The organism is Streptomyces zaomyceticus, from assembly GCF_014656215.1.
GTDB lineage: Bacteria > Actinomycetota > Actinomycetes > Streptomycetales > Streptomycetaceae > Streptomyces > Streptomyces zaomyceticus.
The window spans coordinates 23202-36134 of the sequence record NZ_BNBZ01000039.1 but is presented as its reverse complement, the minus strand read 5'-3'; the positions used below and the strand labels follow the sequence as shown (position 1 = coordinate 36134).

Below are 12933 nucleotides of genomic sequence, written 5' to 3'. Positions count from 1 at the left end.
TCCCGCCGGAGACGACGAAGGGGGCCCGCCGCGTGAGCGGCGGGCCCCCTTCGCGTGTCCCGCGTCACGGGACGGCGTATTCAGACGCGAGGCCTGCGGACCGTGACGATGCTGTACGCGACGCGCTCGGAGCCCGGGCTGAAGAAGTCGGCCATCGCCTCCTTGAGTCCGGCGACCGCCTCGTCGCCGAAGGCCGCGCGCAGCGTCTCCCGCTCCTCCTCGGCGGCCTCCACGTACTTCGGACCCATGCCGAACACGCGCGGACCGCACTGGGTCCACTCCTCGACGTGGAAGCCCGCCGCGCGCAGCGCCACCAGCCACTCCTCGACCGGCTGGAGCAGCGGCAGGGCCAGCTTCTCGGCGAGCGCGTTCCGCTCGTCCGGCGGCACGCCCGGGGCCAGCGTGTAGTCGGTCATCGTCAGGGCACCGCCCGGACGCACCACCCGGAACAGCTCGCCGAGCGCCGCGGCCAGGTCCGGCGCGTACTGCAGCGACTCCATCGCCATCACGGCGTCGAACGAACCGTCGGCATGGTGTCCGAGCTCGGCGTAGCTGCCGTGCTCGAACCGGAGCCGGTCGGACAGGCCGCGCGCGGCGGCCTTCTCCGTACCGGCACCGGCCTCGAACCCGCTGACCGTCACGCCCGTGACATCGGCGCCGGTCTCCTCGGCGACCAGCAGCGCCGGCCCGCCGGGCCCGCAGCCCGCGTCGAGGACCCGCTGACCGGCCCGTACGCCGAGCACGTCGACGACCTTGCGGGTCAGCCGGCGCGACGCCTCCGCCATCGGGGTGTCATCGTCCGGACCGAACCAGTAGCTCAGATGGGCCTGGCCCTCGTTGAAGACGTCGGAGACCGGGGACGACTGGTCCCAGCGCTCCCCTTCGCGCATCGCCTGCGCGGTCGTTGTGCTCATCTCTCCTGCTCCTGGCGGTGACGGCGGATCGGTGACGGATCAGTAGGTGACGACGGCCCGGAACCGGACCTCGCCCTTGGCGGCCAGGGCGACCGCCTCGGCGATCCGCTCCTTCGGGAAGACCTCGACGATCGGGTCGACCTTGCCCTCGGCGACCAGCCGCAGCGCCTCGGTGAGCTGCTCGAGACCGTTGTGGGTGGCGCCGATGATCTGCTGGCGCTGCGCCCAGACCGGGCTGGTCGGCCCGATCGAGAAGGACCCCTCGGGGTCGATGGTGGCGAGCACCAGACGGCCGTTGGGGCGCAGCCCCTGCAGCGCGTCGGTGGCCGCCTCGTACGAGGTGCCGGTCACCAGGATCACATCGGCGCCGCCCGCGGCCGCCAGCTCCGCGCCGTTGGCCACGACGGTGGCGGCCCCCAGCTCGCGGGCCAGGTCGTGCTTGTCGGGGGAGCGGGTGATCGCGACTGTGTCGAAGCCGCAGGCCCGGGAGAACTGCAGCGCCAGGTGACCGAGGCCGCCGATGCCGAGGACAGCCACCCGCTCGTGCGGCTTGGGGTCGGCGGCACGCAGTGCGCTCCACGAGGTGTACCCGGCGCACAGCACGGGCGCCGCCTGCACATAGCTGACCTCGTCGGGCAGCAGCACCGTCGAGTCCGCGAGCACGGTGACGTACTCGGCGTGGTGGCCGGGGACGGTCAGGCCGCTCATCACGGGAGCCGCGCAGTTCATGCCGGACTGGCCGGTCAGCGGCAGGTTCAGCTTGCAGTAGTCGCACGTCCCGCAGGTGCCCTGCACCCAGGTCGCCCCGACCCGGTCACCGACCGTGCGGTGGGTGACGCCGGGGCCCACGGCGACGACGTCGCCCGCCGCCTCGTGACCGACCACGACCGGGTCGAACCCGGGGAACGGGAAGTGGCCGTCGGTCAGCCAGAGGTCGTTGTGGCACAGGCCGCTGGCCCGCACCCGGATCAGCACCTGGCCGGGGCCGGGCTGCGGCACCGGGACGTCCCGCAGCTCCCAGGTGGCACCCACCTCGGGCACCACGGCGGCCTTCATGGTCGTCGGGCGGGCGTCGAGCAGCACAGGCAGCTCGGCCACGCCGTTCATGATGAACGTGCCCTGCGGGGCGATGGACTCGGCCGGCACGGCCAGGCCCAGGTGCGGGAACCGCTCGAACAGCGCGGCCAGCGCGATCTCGGCCTCCAGCAGGGCCAGCGGCTGGCCGATGCAGCGGTAGATGGCGTGCCCGAAGGAGAGGCTCTCCTTGTCGGCGCGCGTGATGTCGAAGCGGTCGGCGTCCGCGCCGTGCACCTCGGGGTCGCGGCCGATCGCCGCGTAGTTGACGAGCACCGGCTCGCCCTTGGGGATGGTGACGCCGCCGATCTCGACGTCCTCCACGGGGAAGCGGAACGGCAGGTGCGCCACCGGCGCCTCCACCCGCAGCGTCTCCTGGATGACGTCCTGCCAGGTCGCCGCGCCGGAGCGGACCAGGGCGAGCTGCTCCGGGTGCGTCAGCAGGGCGAGCACGGCGTTGGCGATGAGGTTCTTCACCGGTTCGGTGCCGGTGGCGAGCATGATGTGCAGCGTGCCGACCAGCTCGTCGTCCGACAGCAGCGCGCTGTCCCCCTGCTGGGCCGCGACGAGGTCACTGGTCAGGTCGTCGCCCGGCGAGCGCCGCTTGGAGTCGACGAAGTCGAGCATCTCCTGGTGCCAGCGGGCCACGTTGGCGGCCGCCTCCTCCGGCGAGATGCTGGTGTCGACGTTGACCTCGCCGCCGCGCAGCATCTCGGCGCGGGCCTCCGCGGGCACCCCGAACAGGTCGCAGATGGCGCGGGCCGGCAGCGGGTGGGCGAACAGGCCCTTCAGGTCCACCGGCTCACCGGCCGGAAGGGCGGCCAGCTCGTCGAGCAGTTGGGTGGTGATCGCCTCCACGGCCGGCCGCAGCGCTTCCACCCGGCGCGGGGTGAAGGCGTGCGCGCACGGCTTGCGCAGCCGGGTGTGGTCGGCGCCGTAGGCGGTGGTCATGTTCTCCATGAGCACCCAGCCGATCAGCGGGAAGTCCTCGCCGACCGTGCCGTCGACGTAGGCGTCGAAGTGCCGCCTGCCGTCCTTGGAGAAGCGGTGGTCGCTGAGGATCTCCCGGGCGGCGGCGTGGCCGGTGACCGACCAGGCCTTCACACCGCCCGGCAGCTCGATCCGGGCCACCGGTCCCTGCGCCCGTATGCGGGAGCCCTCGGCGTGGATGTCGGCGCCCAGGGGGTCCAGGGCGACAGGGCAGCGGCTTTCCATCGGGAAGTCCTCCGGCGGATCTCGGGTGGGCCTACAGGTAGACGGTGTTGGGCTCCTGGCCGCAGACGATCCGGCCGTACAGCTCAAGGTTGGTGTTGGGGTGGAGGATCGCGTGCAGGTTGATGGTCTGCACGTCCCGCTCGATGCGCTGGATCGGCACCGAGCTGTAGATCGAGGAGCCGCCGCTCGCGGTGTTGAGGAGGTCCACGGCCTCCTTGGCGCGCTGGGTGACGGCGCCGAGGTCGAGGCGGACCCGGGCCCGCTCCTCCAGCGTCCACTCCTCACCCGCGGCACCCTTGGTGTCGACCATCGCGGCGGCGCGGTGGGCGTGGAAGTCCGCCTCGTCGATCTTCACGGTGGCCTCGGCGACCTGGAGGTGCGTCAGCGGGGCCTCGGCCTGGCTCTCGTACGCGGTGTACGTGATCTTGCGGCCGGGCAGCCGGTCCAGGAACGCGTCCTTGGCGGCGCGGGCGAGACCGAGGGCCGGGGCGGAGATGGTGGCACAGGCGGTCGGCATGAACGGCGCGCTGTAGAGCGGGGAGCCCGCGTTGAGCACCGAACGGTGCTGACCCATGAGCACCGGCACCATCGGGAGCACGCGCTCCTGCGGCACGAACAGGTTCTCGGCGATCGTGCTGACGCTGCCGCTGCCCCGCAGACCGGCGGTGTGCCAGTCGTCCACGATGGTCAGGTCGGAGACCGGGATGGCCACCATGATCGGCTGCGGCTCGCCGTCCTCACCGATGAGGATCGCGGCGTTGGTGTTCCAGTGGCTGTGCCGGACACCGGAGTTGAACGACCACTTGCCGTTGAGCACGATGCCGCCGGGGACCGGGGTGGCCATCGCGGTCGGGCTGAGAATGCCGCTGATGCGGACGTCGGGGGTCGAGAAGACCTCGTCCTGGACCTCGTCGGGGAAGAGGCCGACCATCCAGGAGCTGATCGCCCAGACCGAGGCGGTCCAGGCGGCGGAGCCGTCACCCCGGGCGAGCTCGGCGAGCGTGTCGACCACGGTGCGCATGTCGGACTGGTAACCGCCGTAGCGGTGCGGCACGCGCATCTTGAGGATTCCGGCCTCGGTGAGGGCCTCCACCGTCTCCTGGGACAGGTTGCGGTTCTCCTCGCCGACCGGAGCGTTCCGCTGGAGCAGCGGAATCAGGTCCGTCGCACGGCGGACGAGTTCTTCGCGGGACGGCGCCTCGATGGTCTGCATGAATTCTCCTGAATCGGTCACCGGAGTTGGGCCGAAAGGATCGTTTCACCGAGCAAAGGGCGGTTCCATATTCAATGTTGCTCAGTGCGAATTCCGGTGCTCGGCGAGCCCATGGGGCCTGCCGAGCACCGGATCATCGGGAATTTTCCATGCTTTCCGGGAATCTCCGGACGTGCCGTCAGCGCTTTTCGGCGGTGATGATGACGAAGGTGCCGGGACCGGTCTCGGCCACCGGGGAGAGCCCCGCCTCGTCCAGCCAGGCATGGACCTGCCGGGTCTCGAACAGCTTGATGCCGTCCGGGCTGCCCGGGAACGCGTGCGAGCCCTGGAAGTAGCGGTAGACCGGGTCGGACGCCCAGCGGAACGTCAGCAGCGTCAGCCGGCCGCCCGGCCGCAGCGCGCGACCGATCTCGGAGATCGCCTTGCCCGCGTCCGGCAGCGCCTGGAGCGCGTTCCAGCAGTTGACCGCCGCCAGCGAGGAGTCCGCCACCGGCAGCGCGAGGGCGCTCGCCCGCAGCGTCGCGATCTCGGGCAGCCGGGCCCGCAGACCGGCCAGCATGGGCGCGATCAGGTCCAGGGCCAGCACCCCGCCGTCCGCGGCCGCCTCGGCGACGACGGCGGTCCAGCGGCCCGCCCCCGCGGCGACGTCCAGGACGGGACCCTCGACGGCGGACAGCTGCTCGGTCAGGTAGTCGTCCTCGTCGACGGGGCTGACGGCCCCGCCCCAGTTCTGGCCCATCACCCTCAGGAACGCCGGACGCAGCACGTTCTCGTAGTGGAAGCCGATGCCCTGCAGACCGGCCGCGTTCTGCAGCACGTCGTCCTCGTCGTGCTCACCGGCGCCGGCGGTCAGGTCGAGCACACCGTGCGGCAGCGCGTAGCTCCGCTCGCACCCGGTGCAGGACGCACCGGTGGCCGCGAACGACAGCGTGGCGCGGCAGGCGGGGCAGCGCAGCACGTCCGCGAAGCGGCTGAACTCCTCGATGCGCGGGGCCGGCGGCTCGGCCGGCCGGGCGTCGGCGTGGACGCTGGTGTCGCGGACCACCGTCGGGCGGCCGTTGCGCAACGCCCACACGGCCTTCGCGCCGGTGTACGCGAGCACCGACCGGGTGTCGCTCGACCAGGTCGCCGCGAGCTGCTCCGGCGTCAGGGCGCGGATCCAGTCCTGGTCGAAGGCCAGCTCCTCGGCGCCGAGCTGCCACTCGTACGGCGAGGGCCAGACCCGGCCCAGCACGACGTCCTCGGGGGCGAGCGGCTGCAGGCAGCGCTCCAGCCGGGTGCGGTCGTCCGGAGTGAGCTCGGTGCCGGCCGCGGCGGCGAGGATCCCCTCGCGGTCACCACCGAGGTGGGAGAGCAGGTACAGGGCGGCGAGCTGGGTGGGGCCGCCCGGCTCGGATCCGGTGAGCAGCGGCAGGTAGTCGGCGAGCCCGGCCCGTACGGCTTCGGTCAGCGGGCCGCCGCCCGCGGTGTGCTCCGTCTCGGCCAGCAGCCCGAGCAGCAGCGCGAGGTACCCCTGGCGCAGCTCGTCGGCGCCGGACAGGGCGGCCACCAGCCGGGGCACCTCGGCCGGCGCCCCGTCCGTGGCCACGCCGTCCTTCCACAGCGCGTCGGTCAGCCGCAGGAACTCCTCGTCGGCCCGTTCGGGCGAGGCGGTGAGCAGGGCGTGCGGAAGGGCGTCGGTCGGCGGGGCGACCGGGGCGGCAGTCATGGGGTGCGGGGTCCTTTCGGGCAGCGGGCCGGGCAGAGGGCGGGGCGGGCCGGCCGCGGTCTGCGGCCGGCCTCGCGTGCCGTGGATGAAGGGCGCCGGGTGTCCGGCGCGCCGGATCAGCGCAGGACGACGTCGGTGTGACGGTCCAGGGCAGCCAGGAACTCTCCGCGCGACAGGGCGGCGGCGACCAGCTCGATGTCGTCGGCCATGTAGCGGTCCACGCCCAGCGTCGGGACCAGCGCGCGGACGGCGTCGTACGTGGCCTTGGCGGCCGGGCTCAGGCCCTCGAAGCGGCCCGAGATGTCGACGGCCTGCGCGGCGGCGAGGAACTCGACGGCGAGGATGCGGTTGTTGTTCTCGAGGACACGGCGGGCGTTGCGGGCGGCGATCAGACCCATGCTGACGACGTCCTGGTTGTCGCCGTTGGACGGCACGCTCTGGGTGCTGGCGGGGCCGATCGTGCGGTTCTCGGCGACGAGCGCGGTGGCCGGGTACTGGGCACCGGCGAAGCCGCTGTGCAGACCGGGGTCGCCGGCCACCAGGAACTCCGGCAGGCCGTAGCTCAGGTGACGGTTGAGCACCCGGTTGACCTGGCGCTCGGCGAGCACGCCGAGCTGGGTCAGCGCGATGGTCACGAAGTCCATGGCGAACGCGATGGGCTGGCCGTGGAAGTTCGCGCCGTGGAAGATCTCGTCCTGGCCCTCGAAGAACAGCGGGTTGTCGTTGGCCGAGTTGAGCTCGATCTCCAGCTTCTGCACCGCGTGGTAGAGGGTGTCGCGGACGGCGCCGACGATCTGCGGGATGGCCCGCAGCGAGTACGCCTTCTGCAGGTAGATCTCGGAGCGCTGGACGTCCTTGTCGGTGTCCTTGTCGGCCTCGAGCTCGCGGCGCAGGTCGGCGTGCTCGACCGTCAGGTTGCTGCCGTCCATCAGCGCGCGCATGTTGGCCGCCGTGTCGATCTGCCCCTGGTGCGGGCGGGCGATGTCGTGGCCCTCGGCGAGGAACGGGCTGGTGGAGCCGCGCAGCGTCTCGATGAGCAGCGCCGTGACGATCTCGGCCTGGCGGGCCTGGGCGAGGGCGCGGCCGACCACGAGCGAGCCGAGACCGGTCATCGCCGAGGTGCCGTTGATGAGGGCCAGGCCCTCCTTGAACTTCAGCTGGAGCGGCTCGATGCCCAGCTCGTCGAGGACCTTGCGGGTGGGCACCCGCTTGCCGTCGCGCAGCACGTAGCCCTCACCGATCAGGGTGCTGGCCACGTGGGACAGCGGGGCGAGGTCGCCACTGGCGCCCAGGGAGCCGATCTGCGGGATCGCCGGGGTGATGCCGAGGTTGAGGTAGAGGGCGAGGCGCTCCAGGATCTCCGGACGCACCGCGGAGTAGCCCTTGGCCAGCGTGTTGAGGCGGGCGGCGACGATGGCGCGAGCCTCGTCCTCGGCGAACAGCGGTCCGACACCGGCGCTGTGGCTGCGGACCAGGTTGGTCTGCAGCTCGGTCTCCTTGGACTTGTCCACCTGCATGTAGATCATCTCGCCGTAGCCGGTGGTCACCCCGTAGATCGGGATGTTCTGCTCGGCGATGCCCTCGAAGATCTCCCTGCTCCTGCGGGCCTTCGCCATCGCCTCACCGGGGACCGCGGCCTGCGCGCCCTCCTCGGCGACCTGACGCACCGAGTCGATGGTCAGGCTCTCGCCGTCGAACGCGACCGGAATGGCGGAAATCTCGACAGTCGTCAACGTACTCACTCCCAGTGGAATCGGATGAAGGCAGGTGATACGGGGTCAGGCCGCGGCGGTCGCCGCCCGCAGATGCGAGCGGTCCACCTTCCCGGCGGCGTTGCGCGGCAGGCGGCCCGGCGCCTCGTGGAACGTCGCGGGCAGGCTCAGGGGGCCGAAGTGGCCGCGCAGGTGCGCCCGCCATTCGGCGGGGGCACCGAGCGGCCGGCCGTCGGCGTCCCGGCGCGGCACGACATGGACGTCGAGCCCGCGCACCAGGCCCGACACCGGTTCGGCGACCGGCACCACGGCACACTCCAGGACGGAGGCGTGCGAGGCCAGCGACCCTTCGATCTCGGTCAGTTCGACCCGGTTGCCGGCCAGCTTGATCTGGAAGTCCTCGCGGCCCCGGTACTCCAGGGTGCCGTCGGGCAGCCGCCGCCCGAGGTCGCCGGTGCGGTACCAGCCCCCCTCGGCGCCGGGCGTGTCCAGCCACTCCACCGGGCGGAACGGGGTGCGGTCGGCACTGCCCAGGTACCCCGAGGTCACATAGGGAGAGCGCACCACGATGCTGCCGGTGACTCCGACCGGGCAGGTCAGGTCGTTCTCGTCGAGGACGAGGAGCTGGCGGCCCGGGATGGCCCGGCCGATCGGCACCGGGCCCTCGGTCAGGCCGGTGACCTCGTGCCAGGTGGCGGCGACGACCTCGGTCGGCCCGTACAGGTTGAAGACGCGCAGCGCCGGCAGCTCCTCGGCCAGGCCGCCGAGCAGCTCCGGCGGCAGCGCCTCGCCCATCAGCAGCAGATGGCCGAAGGCGTCGAGCCGCGGCCCCGCGCCGGTCCGGGCGATCACGTCGAGGAGGTCGCGGGCGAAGCTGGGCACGGTCTGCAGGTGCGTGATGCGGTGCTCGGCCAGCCACGGCACCAGCAGGTCCGGGTTCACCCGCACCTGGTCCGGCACGACGTACAGCGTGCCGCCGGTGGCGAGCGTCGCGCCGACCTCGGCGAGCGCCGGATCGTGCTCGGGGGAGACCCACTGGGCCACCCGGGCTCCGGGGCCCATCGCGAACCGGGTGCCGAACCAGCTGCTGAACTGGGTGAGCGCGGCGTGCGTCTGCGGGATGCCCTTGGGGCGGCCGGTGGAGCCGGAGGTGAAGGCGATGTACGCGGTGTCGGCGGGGGTGACGACGGGCTCCGGGGTCACGGGCGGGACGGCCGCGTCGGCGGCCACGTCCACCACCCGGCCGCCGAACTCGGCGCGGTACCAGTCGAGCAGTTCGTCGGCGCCGTCGCCCTCGACGACCACGCAGGCCGGCCGCAGCGACGTGAGCACGGAGCGGCCGCGCTCACCGGCGGGACCGGGGGCGAGCCAGCACAGCTCGGCGCCGTGGGCCAGGACGCCGAGCAGCGCGGCGATCCGCGACGGCCCCGGCGGCATCCGGACCACCACGGCGTCGCCCGCGGTCACGCCCGCGGCGGCGAGCCGTCGGGTGACGTCGCGGGCCGCCGCGTCCAGCGCGGCGTAGCCGGTGGTGCGGCCGTCCCAGACGACCGCGGGCGCGTCGGTGACGGCGTGCGCGGCCACCTGCATGGGCAGGGGTTCGGTGTGACCGACCGGCCTGAACATCGGCAGGGCCGCGTAGCGTTCGATCAGCGCGGCGGCCGGCAGCAGCGGCGGCAGCGTGTTGACCGGCGTGTCCGGTGCGTCCAGCGCCGCCGCCAGCAGGGTGCGCAGGCCGTCGAGCAGGTGCGCGGCCGAGTCCGGGTCGTAGAGCGCGGTGCGGTACTCCAGACGGCCCGAGAGCCGCGGAGTCCCCTCGTCGGCGCTGTCGTCGATGGCGTCGACGACGAGAACGAGTCCGGTCGGCACCACCACCCGGTCGGGGACGACGGGCCGGGCGCGCAGGCCCGCGACCCGGTCGACGACCGGCGCGGCGGACCGGTCGGCGAAGACGGCGTCGAGCTGCGGAAGGTCGCGGTCACCGCGCAGCGGGTGCGGTTCGAAGCCGAGCAGCGCGCGGAGGGTTCCGTCGCCCGCGTGGCCGCCGTGCCGCAGCAGCAGCGCCCGCAGCGCGGCGAGGACGACACCGGTCGGGGACGCACTCTGTTCCGCGGCGACCTCCGCGACCCGGCGGGCCAGCTCGCCGTTCCACACGAACGGCAGCGAGGCCCCTTCGTACCGGTGGATCCTGGTCCGGAGGGTGCGGACGACCGCCTCCCGGGCCGCCGTCTCCTGGGCCGTCGCCGCCGCTTCCGCTTCCGGGGCCGGTGCGCCGTGGCGCTCGTGCGCGTACGCGGCCGACAGCGTGTCGACCAGCCGGGAGACATGGGCCTCGTCGACGGCTCCGTCCACCGTCACGAACAACAGCAGGTCCGCCGGGGTGATCCGGGCGGCGTGCAGCCGCGCGTGCGGACCCGCCGTGGAGGGCCGGGCCCCCTGGGCCTCGGTGGCCCACCGGCCGCACAGTGCGGCGGCCAGCGCGTCGACGTCGTCCACCGCCACGGCGGTGAGGTCGGTGAAGCACAGTCGCTCGGCCGTCGCGGCGTCGCCGGGCCGGGTGCTCACCGTCGTGTCCCAGGCCCGGCGCAGCGCGGCCAGGTCGAGGCCGCCCGCCAGCCGGAATCCCGCACATCGGGGGGACACGGGAGGGTGCACCGGGGGTCTGTCGCCCGAGTGGTTTGCTGCCGCTTCGAAGTTCACGGGGGACATTGTTCGACCGGGCGGCCGGGCCGTGCTTCTCCTGGAGTGCGGAGGTGGCCGTGCACCCGCTCTCCGGGCGGTACGGCCGCGAACACCGTGGTTACTTCGCCATGTCGGGCCCCCGCGGACCCGGAGGGCCCCGTCCCCGTCCCCGGGTCAGTTGTCGCCGGGCTCCGCCCTGAACCAGAGCCCCGCCTTGAACCAGGCCTCCGCCGCCCGGATCCGGGCCTCCGTCTCGCTCCGGTCCGTGCCGGTGACGACGAACGCGGCGAGGAAGTCCCCGGAGTGCGAGGCGTCCTGGACGGTGTCGCCGACCTCCGCGTACGCCGTGTACTTCACGACGCCCTCCGGCAGCGTCGCCGGGTCCGGCAGCGCGGTCAGCACCCCGGGCCGCTTGGTGAAGAGCAGCTGCCCGGCGAGCTGCGCCGGGTCCGCGCGCTCGCCCGTCGGGGCGGGCAGGCCGAGCTGGCGGCGGACCGGGTACTCCATCGGGTCGAAGCCGAACAGCGCACGCTGCACGTCGCGCACGCCCGCGCCCCCGGCCCGGGAGGCCGCCTCGCACAGCACCAGTTCGCCGCCGGTGGTGTGGAACACCTCGATGTGGAAGGCGAAGTGCTCGGGGCCGCCGAACGCCTCCAGGATCCGCTCGCCGAACGCGACGAGCCGTCGTGCCAGCGGGTCGGCGGTGTCGAGCGCGATGTCGACCCGCCCCTTGCGGTCGCGGAAGTCGGCCAGCGCGTACTGGTACTGCGACGGCCACATCGTCGCGATCCGGCCGTCCAGGACGGTGCCGTCGATGTGGCACATGGAGCCCTCGACGAATGTCTCGGCCAGCCACTCCGGTTCGCCGTCGGGGCGCAGCAGCTCGGCGTCCCGCGCCCAGCCGGCGAGCTCCTCGCGGGTGCGCAGCACGGACACGCCGACGGACAGCAGCCCCTGACGGGGCTTGACCACGACCGGCAGGCCGTGGGTGTCGGCGAAGGCGTCGAGCTCCGCGGCCGAGCGCAGCAGTACGTGCGCGGCGACCGGGATCCCGGCGGCCGTGGCGAGCTTCTTCATCTCCCACTTGTCGCGGTACACCAGGGCCGACCCGGGCCGCTGGCCCGGCAGCCCGAAGCGCTCGCGCAGCGCGGCCGCCCGCAGGATGTCGAACTCCTGGCAGGCCACGATGTCGGTGACCCCGAACTCCTCGACGAGTTCGGCGGCCCGCCGCTCCACATGGTCGCCGGTGTCGTAGTCGGTCAGCACCTCGGCGTGCAGATAGGGGGCTTCGGTGGGCAGTTCCTCGCCGAACAGGGCGAGCTGTTCGGCCGAGCCCAGCAGGACGATCTTCTCCCCGTGGCCGGCGAGCCACCGCTCGTACGGGTTGGCGCGCAGCGAGCCGCGGTGCAGGACGAGCGTGGTCATGCGGAGGTCCCTTCGTTCCAGATGCTGACGTAGCGTTCGCCGGTGTCCGGCAGGATCGTGACGATCGTCCGGCCCGCGTAGGCGGGATCCCGGGCGAGCCGGAGCGCTCCGTGCACGGCGGCGCCCGAGGAGAGCCCGGCGAACAGCGCCTGTTCCCGGGTGAGCGCCCGGGCGGTGCCGAGCGCCTCGTCGTCGGAGCAGGTCAGCACCCGGTCGATGAGTGCGACGTCGGTGGTGGGGGAGACGAAGCCGCCGTTCAGACCGGGGATCCGGTGCGTGCCGGCGTATCCCTGGGAGAGCACCGGCGAGCCCTCCGGCTCCACCGCGACGATCTCCACGGCGGGGTTGCGCTCGCGCAGGAAGCGCCCGGCGCCGGTCAGGGTGCCGCCGGTGCCGACCCCGGCGACCAGGACGTCGACCTGACCGCCGGTGTCCGCCCAGATCTCGGGTCCGGTGGACTCGTAGTGGGCGCGGACGTTGTCGGGGTTGTCGTGCTGGCGCACGTACCAGGAGCCGGGCGTGGCGGCCTCGATCTCCTCCGCCTTGGCGATGGCTCCGGCGAACCGCTCGGCGCTGGGCGTCTGCACGATCTCCGCGCCGAGCGCGGCCAGCAGCCCGAGCCGCTCGGGGGTGGCGCTGTCGGGCAGCACGACGATGCAGCGGTAACCGCGCAGGGCGCTCAGCGCGGCGAGCGCGATCCCGGTGTTACCGGAGGTCGCCTCCACGACGGTGCCGCCCGGGGCGAGGTCTCCGCGCTGTTCGGCGCCGCGCAGCATCGCGAGCGCGGCCCGGTCCTTGATGCTGGCGAACGGGTTGGTGGACTCGATCTTGGCGAGGACCTCGGTGCCGGGCGCGGCGTCGGGGACGGAGAGCCGGACCAACGGGGTGTTGCCGACGAGTTCTTCGAGGCCGGCGGCGACGCGCCGCCCGGCGGGTGCGATGAGGAGATCGGGGGTCACCGGAAGGCTCCAGGAGTGGGGGACGGGGGAG

8 protein-coding genes are annotated in these 12933 nt (G+C 73.2%); all 8 read right to left on the bottom strand.

Annotation, left to right across the window (positions count from 1 at the left end):
- Positions 1 to 80: 80 nt before the first annotated feature.
- A complete protein-coding gene (locus IE311_RS32390) occupies positions 81 to 914 on the bottom strand; it encodes an SAM-dependent methyltransferase (protein ID WP_189835442.1) in 834 nt (277 codons plus the stop codon).
- Positions 915 to 953: 39 nt separating this feature from the next.
- The gene (locus tag IE311_RS32385; RefSeq protein WP_189835441.1) at positions 954 to 3203 is read right to left on the bottom strand and encodes a cytochrome P450; all 2250 of its coding nucleotides are present in this window, start codon (positions 3201 to 3203) and stop codon (positions 954 to 956) included.
- Positions 3204 to 3234: 31 nt separating this feature from the next.
- Entirely contained in the window at positions 3235 to 4416 is a 1182-nt protein-coding gene (locus tag IE311_RS32380) for an acyl-CoA dehydrogenase family protein (RefSeq protein ID WP_189835440.1), read from the bottom strand.
- Between the two features lie 178 nt (positions 4417 to 4594).
- Positions 4595 to 6124 carry a class I SAM-dependent methyltransferase gene (locus tag IE311_RS32375; protein ID WP_189835439.1) on the bottom strand — a complete coding sequence of 510 codons (1530 nt, stop codon included), beginning with the start codon at positions 6122 to 6124 and terminating at the stop codon, positions 4595 to 4597.
- A 116-nt stretch (positions 6125 to 6240) separates the two neighbouring features.
- Positions 6241 to 7857, bottom strand: coding sequence for a tyrosine 2,3-aminomutase (gene cmdF, locus IE311_RS32370; RefSeq protein WP_189835438.1), 1617 nt, complete (start codon positions 7855 to 7857; stop codon positions 6241 to 6243).
- A gap of 45 nt (positions 7858 to 7902) precedes the next feature.
- A complete protein-coding gene (locus IE311_RS32365; protein ID WP_229902301.1) occupies positions 7903 to 10479 on the bottom strand; it encodes an AMP-binding protein in 2577 nt (858 codons plus the stop codon).
- Positions 10480 to 10692: 213 nt separating this feature from the next.
- Positions 10693 to 11943: an ATP-grasp domain-containing protein gene (locus IE311_RS32360; protein WP_189835436.1), complete on the bottom strand. Its 1251-nt coding sequence runs from the start codon at positions 11941 to 11943 to the stop codon at positions 10693 to 10695.
- Positions 11940 to 12902 (bottom strand): PLP-dependent cysteine synthase family protein, encoded by a 963-nt coding sequence (locus IE311_RS32355; RefSeq protein ID WP_189835435.1) that lies wholly within the window; start codon positions 12900 to 12902, stop codon positions 11940 to 11942. The genes IE311_RS32360 and IE311_RS32355 overlap by 4 nt, the downstream gene beginning before the upstream one ends.
- Positions 12903 to 12933: the final 31 nt, after the last annotated feature.

Excerpts from the sequence above, each read along its gene's own strand:
- IE311_RS32390 (WP_189835442.1), bottom strand. The coding sequence starts at position 914 with ATGAGCACAACGACCGCGCAGGCGATGCGCGAAGGGGAGCGCTGGGAC.
- IE311_RS32385 (WP_189835441.1), bottom strand. The coding sequence starts at position 3,203 with ATGGAAAGCCGCTGCCCTGTCGCCCTGGACCCCCTGGGCGCCGACATC.
- IE311_RS32380 (WP_189835440.1), bottom strand. The coding sequence starts at position 4,416 with ATGCAGACCATCGAGGCGCCGTCCCGCGAAGAACTCGTCCGCCGTGCG.
- IE311_RS32375 (WP_189835439.1), bottom strand. The coding sequence starts at position 6,124 with ATGACTGCCGCCCCGGTCGCCCCGCCGACCGACGCCCTTCCGCACGCC.
- IE311_RS32360 (WP_189835436.1), bottom strand. The coding sequence starts at position 11,943 with ATGACCACGCTCGTCCTGCACCGCGGCTCGCTGCGCGCCAACCCGTAC.